General features: G+C 64.6%; 22 protein-coding genes. 12 read left to right on the forward strand and 10 right to left on the reverse strand.

Features of this window, described 5'->3' with window-relative positions; genetic code table 11:
• Positions 1–7 precede the first annotated feature (7 nt).
• Positions 8–730, reverse strand: a complete 723-nt coding sequence (locus tag ACFOW6_RS00920) for an ABC transporter ATP-binding protein (RefSeq protein ID WP_382420999.1) — start codon at positions 728–730, stop codon at positions 8–10.
• Positions 731–974: 244 nt separating this feature from the next.
• Here ACFOW6_RS00920 and ACFOW6_RS00925 point away from each other — a divergent pair, with 244 nt between their 5' ends.
• The 7 genes from ACFOW6_RS00925 to ACFOW6_RS00955 all read left to right on the forward strand — a co-directional run bounded on the left by ACFOW6_RS00925 (position 975) and on the right by ACFOW6_RS00955 (position 6,226).
• Positions 975–1,640 (forward strand): arylesterase, encoded by a 666-nt coding sequence (locus ACFOW6_RS00925; protein WP_382420209.1) that lies wholly within the window; start codon positions 975–977, stop codon positions 1,638–1,640.
• A 90-nt stretch (positions 1,641–1,730) separates the two neighbouring features.
• The gene (locus ACFOW6_RS00930; RefSeq protein WP_382420211.1) at positions 1,731–2,771 is read left to right on the forward strand and encodes an aldo/keto reductase; all 1,041 of its coding nucleotides are present in this window, start codon (positions 1,731–1,733) and stop codon (positions 2,769–2,771) included.
• Between the two features lie 102 nt (positions 2,772–2,873).
• Positions 2,874–3,419, forward strand: coding sequence for an RNA 2',3'-cyclic phosphodiesterase (gene thpR, locus ACFOW6_RS00935; RefSeq protein ID WP_382420213.1), 546 nt, complete (start codon positions 2,874–2,876; stop codon positions 3,417–3,419).
• 105 nt (positions 3,420–3,524) lie between these two features.
• A complete protein-coding gene (locus ACFOW6_RS00940) occupies positions 3,525–3,929 on the forward strand; it encodes a tellurite resistance TerB family protein (RefSeq protein ID WP_382420215.1) in 405 nt (134 codons plus the stop codon).
• A gap of 125 nt (positions 3,930–4,054) precedes the next feature.
• Positions 4,055–4,318, forward strand: coding sequence for an usg protein (locus tag ACFOW6_RS00945; protein WP_382420217.1), 264 nt, complete (start codon positions 4,055–4,057; stop codon positions 4,316–4,318).
• 109 nt (positions 4,319–4,427) lie between these two features.
• Positions 4,428–5,528 (forward strand): COX15/CtaA family protein, encoded by a 1,101-nt coding sequence (locus tag ACFOW6_RS00950; RefSeq protein WP_382420219.1) that lies wholly within the window; start codon positions 4,428–4,430, stop codon positions 5,526–5,528.
• 71 nt (positions 5,529–5,599) lie between these two features.
• A complete protein-coding gene (locus ACFOW6_RS00955; RefSeq protein WP_382420221.1) occupies positions 5,600–6,226 on the forward strand; it encodes a glutathione S-transferase family protein in 627 nt (208 codons plus the stop codon).
• A 13-nt stretch (positions 6,227–6,239) separates the two neighbouring features.
• Here ACFOW6_RS00955 and ACFOW6_RS00960 read toward each other — a convergent pair whose 3' ends face one another.
• Positions 6,240–8,267, reverse strand: coding sequence for a hypothetical protein (locus tag ACFOW6_RS00960; protein ID WP_382420223.1), 2,028 nt, complete (start codon positions 8,265–8,267; stop codon positions 6,240–6,242).
• A gap of 87 nt (positions 8,268–8,354) precedes the next feature.
• Here ACFOW6_RS00960 and ACFOW6_RS00965 point away from each other — a divergent pair, with 87 nt between their 5' ends.
• Positions 8,355–9,191 carry a class I SAM-dependent methyltransferase gene (locus ACFOW6_RS00965; RefSeq protein ID WP_382420225.1) on the forward strand — a complete coding sequence of 279 codons (837 nt, stop codon included), beginning with the start codon at positions 8,355–8,357 and terminating at the stop codon, positions 9,189–9,191.
• 207 nt (positions 9,192–9,398) lie between these two features.
• On the opposite strand, the gene ACFOW6_RS00970 is transcribed toward ACFOW6_RS00965, so the two are convergent.
• The 4 genes from ACFOW6_RS00970 to cobB form a co-directional block, all read right to left on the reverse strand.
• Complete coding sequence (locus ACFOW6_RS00970; RefSeq protein WP_382420226.1) at positions 9,399–10,442, reverse strand: sodium:calcium antiporter; 1,044 nt, start codon at positions 10,440–10,442, stop codon at positions 9,399–9,401.
• A 194-nt stretch (positions 10,443–10,636) separates the two neighbouring features.
• Entirely contained in the window at positions 10,637–11,260 is a 624-nt protein-coding gene (locus tag ACFOW6_RS00975) for a DedA family protein (protein ID WP_382420227.1), read from the reverse strand.
• A 12-nt stretch (positions 11,261–11,272) separates the two neighbouring features.
• Positions 11,273–11,872, reverse strand: coding sequence for a uracil-DNA glycosylase family protein (locus ACFOW6_RS00980; protein WP_382420229.1), 600 nt, complete (start codon positions 11,870–11,872; stop codon positions 11,273–11,275).
• Entirely contained in the window at positions 11,869–12,600 is a 732-nt protein-coding gene (cobB, locus tag ACFOW6_RS00985; RefSeq protein ID WP_382420231.1) for a Sir2 family NAD+-dependent deacetylase, read from the reverse strand. The genes ACFOW6_RS00980 and cobB overlap by 4 nt, the downstream gene beginning before the upstream one ends.
• A 77-nt stretch (positions 12,601–12,677) precedes the next feature.
• On the opposite strand from cobB, the gene ACFOW6_RS00990 reads away from it, so the two are divergent.
• On the forward strand, positions 12,678–13,163 hold the full coding sequence (locus ACFOW6_RS00990) for a low molecular weight protein-tyrosine-phosphatase (protein ID WP_382420233.1): 486 nt from the start codon (positions 12,678–12,680) through the stop codon (positions 13,161–13,163).
• A gap of 23 nt (positions 13,164–13,186) precedes the next feature.
• On the opposite strand, the gene ACFOW6_RS00995 is transcribed toward ACFOW6_RS00990, so the two are convergent.
• Genes ACFOW6_RS00995 through ACFOW6_RS01005 form a run of 3 tightly spaced genes read right to left on the reverse strand, consistent with a single transcriptional unit; the run spans position 13,187 to position 14,345 of the window.
• Positions 13,187–13,342 (reverse strand): hypothetical protein, encoded by a 156-nt coding sequence (locus tag ACFOW6_RS00995; RefSeq protein WP_382420235.1) that lies wholly within the window; start codon positions 13,340–13,342, stop codon positions 13,187–13,189.
• Positions 13,339–13,515, reverse strand: coding sequence for a hypothetical protein (locus ACFOW6_RS01000; RefSeq protein WP_382420237.1), 177 nt, complete (start codon positions 13,513–13,515; stop codon positions 13,339–13,341). Before ACFOW6_RS01000 ends, ACFOW6_RS00995 begins: the two co-directional genes overlap by 4 nt.
• Positions 13,512–14,345 (reverse strand): NmrA family NAD(P)-binding protein, encoded by an 834-nt coding sequence (locus tag ACFOW6_RS01005; protein ID WP_382420239.1) that lies wholly within the window; start codon positions 14,343–14,345, stop codon positions 13,512–13,514. The genes ACFOW6_RS01000 and ACFOW6_RS01005 overlap by 4 nt, the downstream gene beginning before the upstream one ends.
• Before the next feature lie 103 nt (positions 14,346–14,448).
• Here ACFOW6_RS01005 and ACFOW6_RS01010 point away from each other — a divergent pair, with 103 nt between their 5' ends.
• The 3 genes from ACFOW6_RS01010 (at position 14,449) to ACFOW6_RS01020 (ending at position 16,940) form a co-directional block, all read left to right on the forward strand.
• Entirely contained in the window at positions 14,449–15,102 is a 654-nt protein-coding gene (locus tag ACFOW6_RS01010) for a TetR/AcrR family transcriptional regulator (RefSeq protein ID WP_382420241.1), read from the forward strand.
• A 66-nt stretch (positions 15,103–15,168) separates the two neighbouring features.
• Complete coding sequence (locus tag ACFOW6_RS01015; protein ID WP_382420243.1) at positions 15,169–15,996, forward strand: fructosamine kinase family protein; 828 nt, start codon at positions 15,169–15,171, stop codon at positions 15,994–15,996.
• Positions 15,993–16,940: a DMT family transporter gene (locus tag ACFOW6_RS01020; protein WP_382420245.1), complete on the forward strand. Its 948-nt coding sequence runs from the start codon at positions 15,993–15,995 to the stop codon at positions 16,938–16,940. The genes ACFOW6_RS01015 and ACFOW6_RS01020 overlap by 4 nt, the downstream gene beginning before the upstream one ends.
• On the opposite strand, the gene rocD is transcribed toward ACFOW6_RS01020, so the two are convergent.
• Positions 16,937–18,163, reverse strand: a complete 1,227-nt coding sequence (gene rocD, locus ACFOW6_RS01025; protein ID WP_382420247.1) for an ornithine--oxo-acid transaminase — start codon at positions 18,161–18,163, stop codon at positions 16,937–16,939. The genes ACFOW6_RS01020 and rocD overlap by 4 nt on opposite strands.
• Positions 18,164–18,169: the final 6 nt, after the last annotated feature.

Raw genomic sequence — 18,169 nt, forward strand, 5'->3', positions numbered from 1 at the left:
GTCCGACTCATGGGCGAGAGGCGGCAGCGGTTTGGGCTGCGGACCCGGATCCCTCCACGTCCAGCATCTGGTCTTCCACGATCTGGCCGTCAGCGATGCGCACCCGCCGCGCACAACGCTCGGCCAGGGCAGGGTCGTGGGTGATCAGCAACAGGGTCGTGTTGTGGGTGCGCTGAAGGGAGAACAGCAGGTCGATCACCTTGCCCCCGGTCTCGCCGTCCAGGTTGCCGGTGGGTTCGTCGGCCAGCAGCAGGTCCGGCGAGGTGGCAAACGCCCGGGCCAGGGCCACACGCTGCTGCTCGCCGCCGGACAGCTGGCCAGGATAGTGGTCCAGCCGGTGTCCCAGCCCGACACTCTCCAGCACCTCCGAGGCACGCTCGAAGGCTTCCGTCCGTCCGGCGAACTCCAGGGGCACGGCCACGTTCTCCCGCGCCGTCATGGTGGGGATCAGGTGGAAATCCTGGAAGACGATGCCGATACGGTCGCGGCGGAAGCGCGCCAGCCCATCCTCGTCCAGCAGGCCTATGTCCTGGCCCGCGACCTCGACCTGACCACCGGTTGCCCGCTCCAGCCCCGCCGAAACCATCAGCAGCGAGGTCTTGCCGGACCCCGAGGGTCCGACCAGGGAAACGGTTTCGCCCCGGTCTATGGAGAGGCTCACGCCGCGCAGGACGTGCACCTCGGCGGCCGAGCCGCGATAGGTCAGATGCAGGTCGTGCAGCCGTATCATCGCTGTGCTGTCGGAAGTGTCGTGACCGTTGCGGGCCAAGTCTGTCTCCTGGAATCTCCAGAAAAGGCAGGCTCTCTGGACTGGTTGAAGTGGTTGCGTGACGTTCCCGATATAGGGTGGTCAAGCAGCGGATCAACGCGGGTTGCCTTGATCGCGCCATCCTGCACCTTAATTCTGGGAATGAAATGTCAGAATTAAGGCCCGTTGCTCAACCGTTTCCGCTCACCCGTCCAGAACACCGGATATGATGAAAAAAACGACTCTCCTGTCCTGTTGTCTCGCTCTCGGTCTCTTGTCCGCGCCGCCTGCCTGGGCCGAGGAGACGCTGCGCCTCATGGCCTATGGCGATTCCCTGGTGCACGGCTACGGCCTGCCCGATGGAGAGACCTTCCCGGATCAGCTGGAAGCGGCGCTTCGTGAGCAAGGGCATGACGTGAATGTTCTCAATGCCGGCAACTCCGGCGATACCTCCAAGGCCGGCTTGTCACGCGTGGACTGGGCGCTGGCCGACGATCCCGATGCTGTCATCCTGGTTCTGGGCGCCAACGACGCCCTGCGCGGGCTGGAGCCTTCCGCCATGGAGGACAACCTCTCCGAACTGATCGTGCGCTTCCGGCAGGAAGAGCTGCCCGTTCTGTTGGCCGGCATGATGGCGCCGCGCAACCTGGGGCCCGAATACACTGAGGAATTCGACTCGGTCTTCCCGCGCCTGGCCGAGGAGCACGACGTACTTTTCTACCCCTTTTTCCTCAAGGACGTCGCTGCCGAGCCCGAGCTCAACCAGGACGACGGCATCCATCCCAACGCCAAGGGCGTCGCCGTTATCGTCGAGAACATCCTGCCCAAGGTCGAGGAACTGATCGAAGAAACTCGCTCAGGTGGCACCTCCGGCGACGACAGCGCGTCCTGACCCCTTCCTTGCTTTCCAGTCCCGTCTCGCCCAGAAAGAGGCCGGTCTTCTATTTCGAATCAATCAATCCGCCACAGAACGGAGTCTGAAATGCAATACCGTCCGCTGGGCCGTACCGGCCTCAACGTGAGTACGCTCTGCCTGGGCACCATGACCTGGGGCGAGCAGAACACGCTGGAAGAAGCCTTCGAGCAGATGGACTACGCCGTGGCCAACGGCGTCAATTTCTTCGACACGGCCGAGATGTACCCGATCGCCACGCGGGCCGAAACCTATGGCCGAACCGAGGAGATCATCGGCGAATGGCTGGCCGCACGCGGCGGGCGCGACAACCTGATCCTGGCCACCAAGGCGGTAGGGCGAAGCACACGCTTCCCCTACATTCGCGACGGAGAGCCCCGGCTCAACCGCCAGCACATCCGCCAGGCCGTGGACGACAGCCTGAAACGCCTGCAGACCGATTACATCGACCTCTATCAATTGCACTGGCCGGAGCGCTCTACCGACCGCTTCGGCAAGCTGGGCTTCCACGAGGTCCCCGACGAGGATACCGTGCCCATCGAGGAAACCCTGGAGGCCCTGGACGAGCAGGTGCAGGCCGGCAAGATCCGGCACATCGGCCTGTCCAACGAGACGGCCTGGGGGACCATGACCTTCCTGAAGCAGGCCGAGGCCGGCACGGGACCACGGGTCGCCTCTGTCCAGAACCCTTACAGCCTGCTCAACCGCAGTTTCGAGACCGGCCTGGCCGAGGTGGCCCTGCGCGAAGACTGCGGCCTGCTGGCCTATGCCCCCGTCGCCGCCGGCGTGCTGACCGGAAAGTACCAGGGCGGCCGCCGCCCTGAAGGCGCGCGCCTGACCCTGTTCCCCCAGAACTCGCGCTACATGAATCCCCAGGCCGATGCCGCCGTGGCGAAGTACGTTGCCCTTGCGCATGCCTGGGAGCTCGACCCGGCGGTCATGGCCCATGCCTATGTCTTCGGCCGGGCCTTCGTAACCGCCTCCATCGTCGGCGCCACGCGGATGGAGCACCTGGAGTTGGCCTTCGAGGCAGAGCAGACCGAACTGCCCGAGGAACTTCTGGAAAGCATCGAGCAGATCCACGCCGAGCACACCTACCCCTGCCCCTGAGCGGCACCTCCTAAGCACGGATGGTTGCACAAAGACCCTTGCCAGCCGGGGCCCGATCAGGGCTATGCTGGCAGGGTCGCAAGCCGGTGCAGGAGGTGAGCCATGAGACTCTTTATCGCCCTTCCCTTGCCCGACGAGGTGCGTGAAGACCTCTCCGAGCGTTGCAACGGCGTCCCGGGAGCCCGCTGGATTCCTCCGGAGAATATGCACCTGACACTGCGCTTCATCGGCGAGGTGGACAACGCGCAGGCAACCGACATCGACGATGCCCTCGTCAGCCTGAACGGGAAGGGCTTCGACATGACCCTGTCCGGAGTCGACGTCTTCACGGACGGGCCGCGCATTACCTCGCTCTGGGTCGGCGTGGAAGCCAATGAAGCCCTGAACCGGCTGCAGGGAAAGGTGGAGCAGGCGCTCGTTCGCACCGGACTGCCCCCGGAACGTCGCAAGTTCAAGCCGCATGTCACCCTGGCAAGAGGGAAAATCGAGAATGGCCGGAAGCTGCAGCAGTTCATGTCCCGCAATGCGCTGCTGAAGCTGGGCCCCTTCCGGGTCAACGACTTCGTGCTCTTCTCCAGCTTCCTGTCCCAGTCCGGACCTCTCTATACCCAGGAGGCCGTTTATCCGCTGGAGCCGGCCTACGCATAGAGCAGGGACACGACAGGCTCACAGCGTCTTCGTCCAAGGGCCTTGACCTCTCGGCTCCGGCAGGCCAAGTCTGCGGCTTGTATCGACCGTCGAAAGGCTCCACGCATGCTCGATCACCACAGTGCCTTGATCTACGCCATGGTTCTCGCCTCCGCTGCGGACCAGGACATGAACGACGAGGAGGTCGAGATCATGAGCGACATCATCAAGATGTTGCCGGCGTTCAAGGACTACGATCTCAACCAGCTGTCCAGCACGGCCCGGGCCTGCGCGGAGATGCTGCGCGACGAGGAGGGCCTGGAACTGGCCGTCGAGAAGATTCGCGAATCCCTGTCGGACCCGCTCAGGGAAACGGCCTACGCCCTGGCCTGCGATGTGGTGGCGGCGGACGGCTTTGCTACCCAGGAGGAGTTGCGCCTGCTGGAGCTTCTCCGTCATCGCCTGGATGTGCCCCGCCTCGAGGCCGCGGCCATCGAACGGGGAGCCGCCGCCCGGTTCCGCCAGGTCTGAGATTGGCAGCAATCTCGCCAGACTGCTGCTAAATTCCTGATATAAATTACTTTTTTGTTGCGTTCCGACTTCGTTCTCGCTCAGACTCCAAGATGGACATGAGTTGAACGGAGGTTTCATGTGCCATGAACGCAATCGCACTTCAGCTTCGTGACTACCGCCTGACCACGGCGGAGATCCTCTATCACATGCCGGATCATCCCGGCCTGCTGCAGACCTTCGTCTGGCAGGAGTACGATCTGGCGCCCCGTTTTCCCGAGTTGCGACGGTTTCTGGATTTCTGGACGAGGAACCTGGACGGCAAGCTGCACTCGGTGCAGGTTGCCAACCGGAAGCTCATTACCTCCAATGAGTTGATGAACACCGACTGCGAGCTCACCCTCCACTGATTTCCTCTTCCGGGACCCCCGTGGCGGCAAAGCGTCGCGCCTGAGCGCCTTGGCGGACGCAGGACCAGGGCCTATTGTCCCATGCGCGTTCGGGCATGGATCATCGGAAATGGCCACGGATCTCTCATACGACAGGGCAAGGGCCGCGCACGGCACCACAGCAGAACAGGGCAACCGACCTCTTGTCGGCTGGCTGCTGTTCTGTGCCTTCATGGTGTTCGCCATGGCGGTGATCGGCGCCATCACGCGGCTGACGGAGTCCGGCCTGTCGATCATGGAATGGGCGCCGCTGACCGGCACCCTCCCGCCCCTGTCCGATGCCGAGTGGCAGCGCCTCTTCGCGCTCTACAAGACGATCCCGCAGTACCAGCAGCTCAACACCGGCATGTCGCTGGCCGAGTTCAAGACCATCTTCTGGTGGGAATACGTCCATCGCCTCTGGGGACGCACCATTGGTCTGGTCTTCGCCCTGCCCCTGGCCTGGTTCTGGTGGCGGGGCCATCTGGCGGCCTGGTTGAAGCCGCACCTGCTGATCCTGCTGGGCCTGGGGGCGCTCCAGGGCGTCATGGGCTGGTACATGGTGGCCAGCGGCTTCGCCGAACGGGTCTCCGTCAGCCAGTACCGCCTGGCGCTGCATCTCACCCTGGCGATCTTCATCTACGGCTACATTCTCTGGCTGGTGTTTCGCCTGGTCTGGCCGGACGCCGGCGAGAACAGTCTCCGGGGGTCCCTGTTCTGGCTGCGCCGCAGCCTTCTGGGCTTGGTCCTGCTGCTGGCCGTCACGCTTGTCTCGGGCGCTTTCGTGGCCGGCCTGAACGCCGGCCTCACCTACAACAGCTTCCCGCTGATGGACGGTCGATTGGTCCCAGATGGCTATGGCCAGCTGTCCCCCTGGATCCTGAACCTCTTCGAGACCATCGCCGCCGTGCAGTTCAATCACCGCCTGCTGGCCAGCCTGACCCTGGTGGGCGCCCTGGGGCTCTTTCTCTGGTCCCTGCACTTGCCGCTCGGCACACCGGCACGCTGGGCGATGGCATTGCTCGCGTTAGCGGCCGTGGGCCAATTCACTCTCGGCGTCGTCACCCTGCTGCAGATGGTGCCGGTCTCCCTCGGCGCGCTTCACCAGGCCGGTGCCCTGCTGCTGCTGACCGCCCTGCTCCATGCGCTCTATCGCCTGCGCCCCCGGCCCCGAGACGGGACGGCAGCATAAACCTTTTCCCCCTTCCCCTCCTTCGCTAGGCTGCCGACAGCAAACAACAGAGAACAGATGAGAGGACCATCATGATTCTGGCCGGACGCAACATGTCCCCCTTCACCCGCCGCTGCGCCATCGCCCTGCTCCACACCGGCATGTCCTACGAAGCCTTGGAACTCAATGCCGCCCAGGAGATGGACAAGGTCCAGCAATACAATCGCCTGGGCCGTGTCCCGGCGCTGCAGCTGGATGACGGCACCGCCCTGGTGGACAGCTGGGCCATCCTGGACTGGATCGACGAAACGGCGGGGCCTGACAAGGCCCTGGTTCCGGCCAGCGGCAAGGAGCGGCGCGATATCCTGCGCCTGACCGCCTATGCCATGGGCACCATGGAGAAGGCCGTTGCCTATTTCTACGAGACGGGCCTGCGTCCGGAAGAGACGCGCTGGCAGAAATGGGGGGACCGTCTCGGCAGCCAGGTGGTAGCCGGCTTCGACTTCCTCGAGGAGGCGCTGGGCAACAACGAGTGGCTCCATGGCAACCGCATGACCCATGCGGACGTCGCGACGGTCTGCGCCTACGACTTCTCGACACTTCGCGCGGCCGACCTGCTGGAGGGCGGCAAACGCTTCCCGAAGCTGGCCGCCTTCACGGATCGCTGCAACAAGCTGGAGCCCTTCGCCAAGACCAGCCTGGACCCCTATCGCGGCTAGGGCCGCTCATGGCTCAACCCGGAACCGGGTCGCCCAGCTTGCGGAAGGTCTCCACGGCGTCCTCGCTGAACCGGAAGGCTCCCAGGAAATCCTCGAGTCCGTAGCCCGGATTCGAGGCCTGCAGGCGTATGAAGTAGGACTGCGCCTCCTGGGATCGTCCGGCAGCGCTCAGGCAATAGCCCGCAATCGCCTTGATATGTGCGTGGGCATTCGGGCGCGCAGCGGCTTTTACGGCCCACTCGGCCGCCGCATCGAATTGCCCGAGGTGCAGATGGGCGAGTGCGCGCACCGCCAGCATTCCGAACAGCAGCGGATCAAAGGGACTCAAGGACCGGGACAGATCGGTCGCGGCGATCGCAAGCTGCGGCTCTCCCGCCTGGCAACGCACGAAACCCAAGGTATAGTGCCCGAGTGAGAAATTCGGGCTCAGGCCGACGGCCGTTTCCAGCTCCGAAAGCGATCCTTCGATATCACGCCGCAGCCAGAGTGCCCGCCCCATGGCCCAGTGGGCCGCCGGGGAGCGGTCGTCGGCGGCCAGACTTGCGCCAGCCGAGTCATAGGCCAGAGCGATTTCCCTCTCGCGTTCGGAGGTCCGCAACAGGAAGGCGTTCTGGAAATGGGTGAAGGACATGCCCGCATGGGCCCGGGAGAAGGTGGGATCCAGGACCAGGGCTCTTCCGAAGAAATGCTGGGCCTGTTCGTTGCCGCTCGCATTGAACTGGTACATGTGCCAGAGGCCGCGATGATAGGCTTCCCAGGCATCGAGGGAGTCTGCGGGTTTGAGGAAGGCCCGCGCGGTTTCCGTGTTTTCCACCTCGCTCTCGATGGAGGCGACAATGTCGTTTCCGATCAGCTCGAGCACAAGAAAGGTGTCATCGAGAGTCCTGTGATAGGTTTCGGCCCAGATAACCTGCCCGGTACCACTCTCCGCCACCTCCACCGAGACCTTGAGCTGTTGCCCCCGGCAATCCACCCGTCCGCTTGCGACATAGTCGGCACCCAGTATCCGAGCGGCTTCCTGCGTCCCCACGCCCCGCTGGCCAAGGGCAAAGACCGAACCGCGTGCGATGACGAACAGGTTCTTGAGCTTGGACAGGCGCGCGATGATGTCGTGCACGAGGCCGTCCGCCAGCCCGCCCTCCTCCATTGCGGCATCTGAGAATTCCCGGAACGGCATGACGGCCAGGGAGGCCCGCCGGACAGGGCCTGTCTCCACGGGAAAGAACGAAGATCGGACGCCTGCCGAATGCACGCACGTTACGGTGGTCCCTGATGGATTTTTCCGCCCTGCTGCCTTTGCGCTTTGCCAGGCCGCGCGGAGAGGCGCCCAGTCGAGGCTCTCGGCCTCGAAATATCGCGCCGTTGTCGCAAGATGCTCCTCGCCGTCCCGAAGTCTGCCCGCCCCGGCAAGAACCTGGAAAAGCATGACGTGAGGCCTCGGATCACAGGGCGCCAATTCCAGCCAGCGTTCGATATACGGAAGGCTGTCCTCCGGTGTTGTCCGAGAGACCTCTGCCAGGTGCTTGAGAACCTCACCATGCATCATGCGATAGCTGCGCCGCATACCGGTCAGCCAGGCCGCAAACGGCAAACGCCGGTCGACCTCCAGGCCTTCAAGAAAATCACCCGCAAAGCAGGCAGCCAGAGCTTCCAGCTGATCGCGATCCAGACGTGTGCATCCCGCCTTCATCGTTGTGCTGACGTGGCAGGCATCGATGCTGCTGCCATTCGTCTCCAGGGCGACAGTCTCGCCGGCTGTCACGAGGCGTAGATTCTCGTCTGTCAACCGGCGGAGCTTGCTCAGGCACCACCTCAACTCGCTGCGCGGGTCGTTCGCGACATCCCAGAGCAATTCGCAAAGCTGGTCGCGGTGAACCGGCTTGGACACATGGGCGAGATAGGCAAGCAAGGCACAGGATTTCCGCGACGCAGGAAGCTCGAGACGAACCCCATCGCGGATGACCGTCAAGGGGCCCAGCAGTCGTATCGCAAGACCGGACCGGCTTGCCGAGGCAATGGCATCGCTCGTTTCCACGTCCATTCCCACGTCAGTTCCAACGCGCGCGGCGCATCGCTGACTCTATACCCCGGCGTTCCAGAACCACAAATCCGAAAAAGGATAAGAACCATGCAAACAGTATTGACCCCCCAGAGGGACAGCGGCGATGAGCTCTCGGCCCTGAAGAAGAAGCAGCAAGCCACCTGGTCCGCCGGCGATTATTCCGTTGTCGGGGTGACCCTGCAGATCGTCGGAGAATCGCTTTGCGAAGCCGTTGATCTTCACTCAGGTGAGCATGTCCTCGATATCGCGGCGGGCAACGGCAACGCCACGCTCGCTGCGGCGCGGCGCTTCACGGAGGTTACCTCCACCGACTATGTCCCCGAATTGCTGGAAAGAGCGAAGGCGCGCGCCACCGCGGAAGGCTTAACTGTCAACTTCCAGGTCGCGGATGCGGAAGCACTGGATTTTCCCGATGGCACCTTTGATGTCGCGCTCTCGACCTTCGGCATCATGTTCACGGCAGATCATGATCGTGCTGCGCAGGAAATGCAGCGGGTCGTGCGCAAGGGCGGCCGCATGGGAATGGCCAACTGGACTCCGGAGAGCTTCATCGGCCAGCTCTTCAAGACAATCGGTCGGCATGTACCTCCCCCGGCCGGCGCTCGCTCACCCGCGCTCTGGGGGACACGCGCCTGGCTGGACGAGCATTTCGGGACACAGGCGAATGACATCAAGACCACCAGCAAGACCTTCGTCTTCCGCTATCGTTCGCCGGAGCACTGGCTGGAGGTCTTCCGAACCTGGTACGGCCCGACGCTGAAGGCCTTTGCGGCGCTTGACGCGGAGAAGGCAAAGGCGCTGGAAACGGATATCCTCAAGCTGATCGAGCAGTTCAATCGCGCCGGGGACGGGACGATGGTCGTGCCGTCCGAATACCTGGAAATCGTCATCACGAAAGCCTGACTCCTCCCCAAACCGCACGCCAGCGATCCGCTGGTGTGAAGACCCGGTGTACAGGAGAACGCTAGCGCAACCAGCTGAAGCCCCGAGTTCGCTCGCTCTCTGTCGCGACCAGGGTTTCAGCTGCGTTGCCAACCGTCATCGTGACACCTGATCCAGCAATGGCATGCACACTTGGCAGAAAGGAGCCTTGTTATGCACCCAGGCTCGTCAGCCCGAGCTGTGTGTTGCCTGGAGCAGGATCGCGCCGGCATAGATGACGAGAAGCGTCAGGCTCTCGACCCCGATGCGTCCCGGCCCCATCCGTTGCCGCAGGATCAGTCCCCCCAGGAGGAGGCCTGTCATCAGGAGGGCGGTCACGGTCCAGAAGTGATCCGCCATGCCAGTTGCGTGGTAGAGGGACCCTTCCCGATAGGAAACGTCCGCAGCCGTCAGGAAGAGCGTGTCGAAGATGTTTCCGCCGATAATCCCGCCAACCGCCAGCTGCAGCGCCCCGCGCCGAACCGCTGCGATGGTCGTGACGAGCTCTGGCAGCGAGGTCACCACTGCTGTCGCCAGGGCACCGACCAGCGACTCGGACAGCGCCATGCGGCCGGTAATCTCGGCTGCGGTCTTGGCAATCACCCACCCCGCAATGCCCATGATGACCATCAGGACAGCGAAGCTCGCCACCAGACGCGCCGTACTTTTCCTGCGTGTTCGACCATCCTCGCGCTCGGGAGTGTCCTTGCGGGTTTCCCGCGTCGCCACCGGCCGCCACATCGGCGTCTCTCGCAGCGAACGCGTGGCGAAAAGCGCGCCCACATAGACAGCCGGAATCACGAGCGACACGGGATGGACGGCGAAGATCGTGAATTCCCGCAGGCTGAGTGCGATGAGCGGCAGCGTCAAAAGCACGATCAGCACAACGGCCTGGAAGAGGTTGGCGAGCTCGGCCGCAGCGTGTTCCAGATTGGCCTTGCGATAGGTCAGGTCGGCAATGGCGAGAAAGGCCGTCTGCACGGCAATACCGCCGATGCTGTTGGAATACGCCAGGGAGGCATGCCCCTCGAACGCGCCCGTGATCGACACGACCGTACCACTGAGCGAGGTCGCGGCCCCCAGCAGCACGGCGCCGGAAACGGCCTCCCCGAGCCCGGTCCTGTCCGCCAGTATGTCCGCCAGCGCAGTGATGCGCAGGCCGTTGAACAAGACCACCAGCGCGGCCAGCCCGAATGCCGTCAGCAATCCCAACATGGACCATTGTTCGAGCATGGCCGTCTCTCTCCTGTCGTTGTGCCCCAGTGTGTCGAGGCCCCTGCAAGACTCAGCGTGACGCCATTTTCCTGCACGTTTTCAACGCTATTTTCCAGGCCCTTTCAGACCCGTTTCATGGCCAGCGGACTTGCAGCCGGATCCGGGTGCGTCGAGAACGGCGATCGTCGTTCGATACCGGGCGCGTCACGCCGCTATGCACGCACCTTGAGCCAACGGTGCAGCAGATAACCCGCAAACAGGGTGAGGACCGCCACCCCCAGGAGCGTGAGAACCAGGTCCCAGCGCTCCGGGCTCGTCCTGGCCCAGGCGACGCCGCGGGCCGTCAGGTAACCGGGCGCCAGCAGGATCGGAACCCAGAGGATCGCCGAGAAGACATTGGCCAGCTGGAAGCGCAGCTGCGGCATGGAGAGCGTGCCGGCAATCAGCGGGACGCTGGCTCGCAGCGGTCCGATGAAACGGCCGAAAAGAATGGCAGCCATCCCGTAACGCCGGAAGAACAACCGGCCGCGCGCCAGCATGCGGCGATGGCGTGCGAAGACCGGCACGCGCAACAGGCGCGGTCCCAGCCAGCGGCCCAGCCAATAGGAAACGCTGTCCCCCAGGATAGCACCGGGAATGCTGCCCAGCAGCACCGGCCAGGGATCCAGGGCGCCAGCGCCGATCAGCCCGCCACTGGCCATGAGCAGGGCCGTGCAGGGCAGCAGGATTCCAACCACGGCCAGCGACTCGCCGAAGGCCATGAGGAAGAGCAGCGGGGCCGCCCACTGCTGATTCGTCTCCACGAACGCCAGTATGTCCGCCAGCCAGCCTTCCACGATCTACTGTCCTCAGGCCTGCGCCACAAGGCGCCGAACCTCTGCGCGCAACTCCGGCAGCAGATCATCGGCAAACCAGGGATTGCGCTTCAGCCAGCCCGTGTTGCGCCAGCTGGGGTGCGGCAGCGGCAGGTACTCCGGCGCGTAGTCCCGCCAGCACCGGACCGTTTCCGTCATGTTCTGCTGCCGGCGCCTGCCCAGATAATAGGCCTGGGCATAGCTGCCGACCAGAAGCGTCAGCTCCACGGAGGCCATCAGCGGTCGCAGGACCGGATGCCAGGTCGGGGCACAGATCCTCATTGGCGGACGGTCGCCCCCCTTGGGATCGCGCCCAGGGTAGCACAAACCCACGGGCATGATGGCCACACGTGTCTCGTCATAGAAGGTCTCGCGGTCCATCTGGAGCCAGTCGCGCAGGCGCTCGCCCGAGGCATCGTTGAAGGGCAGCCCCGTCTCGTGAACCTTCGTGCCCGGCGCCTGGCCCACGATCAGCAGGCGCGCCGTGGTACTGGCCCGCACGACGGGACGCGGCCCCAGCGGCAGGTCCTCGGCGCAGAGACGACAGGCCCGGGCCCGTTCCAGCGCCGCATCCAGGCTGTCCTCCGCGGTCATTCGCCTTTCGCCGCCCCCAGCAGCGAGCGCACATAGGCCGGGACCACGTCCGAGGCCGGGCCATGATGATGTTCCTCGAAGAGATCGATGCCCTCGCTGGGCTCCAGGTTGAGTTCCACGGTGTGTCCGCGGCCGGCCATGCGCACCTCCTGGACGAAGCCGGCGGCCGGATAGACGCTGCCCGAGGTGCCGACGGACAGGAACAGGTCACAGCTCTCCAGTTCAGACATGATACGGTCCATCTCGAAGGGCATCTCGCCGAACCAGACCACATGGGGGCGCAGTCCTCCACTGCCCCCGCACGCCGGGCACTGGCTGGTGACCTCCAGGTCGTCGCGCCATTCGTGAACGGCGCCGCACTGCTCGCAGCGCGCCTTGAAAAGCTCGCCGTGCATGTGGATCAGGTTGCGGCTGCCCGCACGCTCGTGCAGGTCATCGATGTTCTGCGTCACCAGCAGGACCTCGCCGGACCATTCGCGTTCCAGTTCGGCCAACGCAAGGTGCGCAGGATTCGGTTCCACAGCGGGGTCCTGCAAGCTCTTACGGCGCGCGTTGTAGAAGGCTTGCACTCCCTCGGGATCGCGAGCGAAGGCCTCGGGCGTGGCCACATCCTCGATGCGCACCTGGGACCAGATGCCGTCGGCATCGCGGAAGGTGTTCAGACCGGACTCGCGAGAGACCCCCGCGCCGGTCAGGATGACGATTTTTCCTTCGGACTCAGGCTTCATGATGATAGGGACTATAGCTGAAGCGGACCGGACACCACACCCCCGGATTGAACCACAGCGGAAGGAAAAGCTCGGACATGCGCGTTCTCTTCGTGTGCACTGGCAACATCTGCCGCTCCCCCACGGCCGAAGGCGTCCTGAAGCAGAAACTCCAGGCACGCACGATCGGCCACGTCCAGGTCGATTCGGCCGGCACCCACGGTTATCACGTGGGCGAAGCACCGGACCCACGCGCCCGGGACAAGGCGGCCAGGCGCGGCTACGACCTGACCGACCAATCCGCGCGCCGCATCTCCCGCGATGACTTCGAACGCTTCGACTGGATCGTTGCCATGGACAGCGGACACCTGCGACAGCTGGAACGGCTCTGCCCGCCACAGTACCAAGACCGCCTCCATCTCTTCCGCGATTTCATCGGCGGCGAGCACGCCGGGCAGGACATCCCGGATCCCTACTACGGGGCACTCAATGGCTTCGAGGAGGTGCTGGACCTGGTGGAACTCGGCTGCGACGCCATGTTGGAGCGCCTGGAAATTAGCTCTCCCGCCAAACAGGTTCGCTGACCCCCATCGGCCACATCACCGCCCTAGACTCCCTGCAGAGCAGGGAGGAACAGGGCACAGGCCATCACCGAGGCCAGGCTGCGGACATAGTTCCAGACGGTCCAGACCTTCAGGTAGCGGGCCCAGGTTTTCGCCGCCTCATCCCGCTCTGCCTGTACGACCGCAAGCTCCCTGTTCAAGGGAACGTTGCGCAGGATCGTGCAGAGGAACATGCCCAGCAGATAGGCAAGGCCGGCGCCACGCGCTCCAGGGCCGGCATGATGAAGGTCGAGCTGGCCACGAAGATGCCCGCCACCAGGCAGCTCCCGAGCACGGTGAGCCCCAGCAGGACAGGCAGCAGCCCCGAGCTCATCGTTCCAGGCTCCAGGCCCCGCTGGCCGCGGCCTTGCCGACATAGTCGGAGAAATCGCGCGGCGGGCGGCCCAATGCCTCCTGCACGCCCCCGGTCACGGCGCTGTTCCGGCCATCGAGGGTTTCGGTGAAAAGCTGCTCCAGGAGGGCGATCATCTCCTCAGGCACGGCCATGTCCTCCAGTCCCGTCCGGAACGCCTCGGGGGAGAGCTGGGTGTAACGGATGGAGCGCCCGAGTTCCCGGGAAATCTCCTCCACGGCTTCGGCGAAGGTCAGGGCACGCGGACCGGTGACCTCGTAGAGGCGGTTCGCATGCCCCTCACTCGCCAGGGCGGCCACCGCCACCTCGGCGATATCGTCGGCATCCACGAAGGGCTCGCGCACCTCTCCGGCCGGCAAGGCAACCTCTCCGGCAACGATGCTGTCGCTCAGGAAACTCTCGCTGAAATTCTGGTTGAACCAGCTCGCCCGCACGATGGTCCAGTCGAGTCCACAGGTCTTAAGGGCCTCTTCGGCGCGCGCCGCTCCCGGCTCTCCGCGACCGGACAGCAGCACGATCCGCTCGAGGCCCTGCGCCTGTGCAAGCCGGCCCAGTTCAGCAATGGCTTCGGCCGCGCCGGGCACGGCGAGATCGGGCTGGAAGGTGACATAGGCAGCCGAGGCGCCCTCCATGGCCGACGCCCAGCCCTCGGGCCGGTTCCAGTCGAAGCTGGGATGCGTCGAGCGCGAGACGGGACGCGTTGCAAACCCCGTCTCCTTGAGCAGGGCATCCACCCGGCGCCCGGTTTTGCCGTGGCCACCTACAATCACAATCGGGGACTTCGAGATCATTGGTTGTTCCTTTCCTTGCTCAAAATGCGAGATTATCTCGTATTTATAAATGCGATAAACTCTCGCATTTACTTTGTCAAGAAACCCGTGCAGGAAGGACAGGATGAGCGACACCACACCCAAGCATGACGAGGCAGAGCCCGTGAGGAGCGGCCTGGCCCGGCGCACCCCCACCCAGCGCCGCAGCCGGGAGCGCTTCGAGCGCATCCTCGCCTCCGCCATGGAAATCCTGTCGGAGAAGGGCAGCGATGCCTTCCGCATGAGCGATATCGTGGAGCGGACCGGCATTTCCTTCGGCTCGCTCTATCAGTACTTCCCCGACAAGACGGCGATCATTGGCACCCTGTCCGAGCGCTACAACGCAGAAGGACGGGCCTGCGTGGAGCAGGAACTGGCGTCGGTGGAGACACTCCCGGAACTTCACGCCGCCCTGGGCCGCATCGTCGAGGGCTATTACCGGATGTTCGTCGACGAACCCATCCTGTGCGACATCTGGCATGCGACGCAGACCGACAAGGACCTGCAGAAGGCCGATGAAGCCGAGATGCGGCACCTGGCGCAGCTGCTCCTGGCGCGCATGAAGGAACTTGCCCCCTCCGCTGACGAAGCGGAGCTGCGCAGGACCGCCGAGCTCGTCATGGTGCTGATCGCCGCCGCGGTGCGCCACGCCATCACCCTGGAACGATCCGAGGGCGAGCGGGTCGTCGCACAATTCAAGGCTCTGCTCTCAAGAAGCCTGCCCGGGCTGCCCGGCTGAATGCACGGCCCCGAGAGACGGAGAGTTGGCTGGACAGGACAGAGGAAGGGCTTCAAACTTCGCGCCATGATTGATCTCCTGGACAAGTCCCATCGCGAACGCCCGCTCGGCGGCGGCTGCATCGCCGAGGTCAGCCTGCTGGAGTTCGAGGATGGCGAAAAGCTGATTGCCAAGCGCGACGGCGGTCGCGGCGGCGACCTGGAGCTCGAGGGCTGGATGCTGCGCTATCTCGCCGAGACCAGCGAACTTGCCGTGCCCGAGGTCCACTACTGCGACAGCGAGCTGTTGCTGATGAGCTGGCTGCCCGAGGACGGCGGCCTGACCGTGGAGGCCGAAACGCAGGCCGCCGAACAGGTCGCCGCCTTGCATGACGTCTCCACAGCACAGTTCGGGCTGGAACGCGACACCCTGATCGGTCCGCTGCACCAGCCCAACCCGCGGGAAGCGGACTGGATCACCTTCTTCCGCGACCACCGCCTGCTCTACATGGCCGACCTGGCCAAGGACCGGGGCCGCCTGCCGTCCGGCACGCGCCACCAGATCGACCGCCTCGCCAATCGCTTGCCGGACCTGATCGCGCCGCCCGAACGGCCCTGTCTGCTGCACGGCGACCTCTGGGGCGGCAACATCCTGGCCAGCCGGGGGCGCCTGTCCGGCTTCATCGATCCGGCCATCTATTACGGTCATGCCGAAATGGACCTTGCCTTCTCCACGCTCTTCGGCAGTCTCGGCAAGGCCTTCTTCCAGCGCTATGGCGAACTGCGCCCGCTGGAACCCGGGTTCTTCGAGGAACGCCGGGACCTCTACAATCTCTACCCCCTGCTGGTCCACACGGCCCTGTTCGGTGGTGGCTATCCCGGCGCGGTGAAACGGATAACGGAGGGTTTTCTGTGAGCCAGGACAGCGCCGACAGCTCGGGCCAGGGGGAGAACCGCCTTCTTGTCGGCATTTCCGCCATGCTGACGGGCATGGCCTGCCTGACTGTCATGGACGCCACGGCAAAGTGGCTGGGAGAAGGTTATGCCATCAGCCAGATCGTCTTCTTCCGGAATTTCTTCTCGCTGATCCCGGTGGCCTTCATCGTCTGGTTCGGCGGCGGTCTTCCGGCGTTGCGCACCCGGCGCCTGAAGCTGCACCTCCTGCGCGGTATCTTCATCCTGGTGGCCATCTACAGCTTCTTCTACGGCCTGCAATTCATGCAGCTGGCCGAAGCGGTCTCCATTGCCTTCCTGGCCCCGTTGTTCGTGGCCGCACTTTCGGTTCCCATTCTGGGCGAGAAGGTCGGTCCGCGCCGCTGGACCGCTGTCCTGATCGGCCTTCTGGGCGCTCTCATCATCATTCGCCCGGGCACGGAGGTCTTCAAGTGGGCCTCGCTCCTGCCCGCAACGGCCGCGCTCAGCTATGCCTTCATCATGGTGATTGGCCGCAAACTCAGCCGTACCGACAGCAACGCCGCCATCATGGTCTACGGTACTTTCGTGGCCGTGGCGGTCTCGGGCATCTTCCTGCCCTTCGACTGGCGCATGCCCGGCCTAATCGATTGGCTCCTGCTGCTGGAAATGGGCGTGCTTGGCGGGTCGGCCATCTATTTCATCACAGTCGCCTATCGTAATGCCCAGGCCTCGCTGGTCGCGCCCTTCGAGTATTCCGCCCTGCTCTGGGGCCTGATCCTGGGCTGGGTGCTGTGGCGTGAATTTCCTGGTGCGCACGTCTGGCTGGGGGCCGGGATCGTCATCGCCAGTGGCATCTACCTGCTCTATCGCGAAAACCAGGTGGCCCGGCAGAAGGCGCGCGCCGTTCCCGAAACGCCGGTCGTCCGCCCGCGCAGCTTTCGTTAAAGCACCGCAGCCACCTGCTCCACAGCCCAGTCGATTTCGTCGCGCGTGATCACCAATGGCGGCGCCAGGCGGATGGTGTCCACATGGGTCTCCTTGCACAGCAGGCCGCGCTGCTTCAGCGCCTCGCAATAGGGCCGCGCCCCACCGGCGTCGCCATGCAGCTGAACGGCGATCATCAGGCCGCGCCCGCGCACCTCGGCCACCCGGTCGCCCAGGGCCTGGCGCAGGCTGGTCTCGAAGTAGGGGCCCAGTTCGGCGGCGTTCTCGATCATCCCCTCGTCGACCAGCACGCCCAGGGCCGCCCGGGCCACGGCGCAGGCCAGCGGGTTGCCGCCGAAGGTGCTGCCGTGCTCGCCGGGCTGCAGGACACCCAGCACCTCCGAATTCGAGAGCACGGCCGAGACGGGATAGAAGCCGCCCGACAGCGCCTTGCCGATCAGGGTGACGTCCGCCTCGATGCCCTCGTGCTCCTCGGCCAGCAGCGTGCCGGTGCGACCCAGGCCGGTCTGGATCTCGTCCAGGATCAACGTCGCACCGTGCTGCGTGCAGAGCTCGCGCATGCGCGTCAGGTACCCGGGCGGCGGGATGATCACGCCGGCCTCGCCCTGGATGGGCTCGGCCAGCACGGCCACGGTGTTGGGGGTGAAGGCCTCTTCCAGTGCCTCGGCGTCGCCGAAGGGCACGACCTTGAAGCCCGGCGCGAAGGGCCCGAAACCCCGGCGTGCGTCGGGATCGGTGCTGAAGCCCACGATGCCCAGGGTGCGGCCGTGGAAGTTGTTGCGGCAGACGATGATCTCGGCCTGGTCCTTCGGCACGCCGCGCACCTCGTAGCCCCACTTGCGCACCGCCTTGACCGCGGATTCCACGGCTTCGGCCCCGCTGTTCATGGGCAACACCTTGTGCGAACCGGTCAGATCGCAGACCTCCTCGTAGAACAGCGCCAGCTGGTCGTTGCGGAAGGCGCGCGAGGTCAGGGTCAGTTTCGCCGACTGCTCGATCAGCGCGTCACGGATGCGCGGATGGCAATGGCCCTGGTTCACCGCGGAATAGGCCGCCAGGCAGTCCAGATATCGCTTGCCCTCGGTGTCCCAGACCCAGACGCCCTCGCCGCGCGTCAGCACCACGTCCAGCGGCTTGTAGTTGTGGGCGCCCAAGGCCGATTCCACCTCGATGTAATCGGCAGGCTCCCTGTAGATACGGCTTTCCTCCGTTGCGGCAGACATGGCGTT

It is taken from the genome of Fodinicurvata halophila, from assembly GCF_042651425.1.
Taxonomy (GTDB): Bacteria; Pseudomonadota; Alphaproteobacteria; order Kiloniellales; family DSM-21159; genus Fodinicurvata; species Fodinicurvata halophila.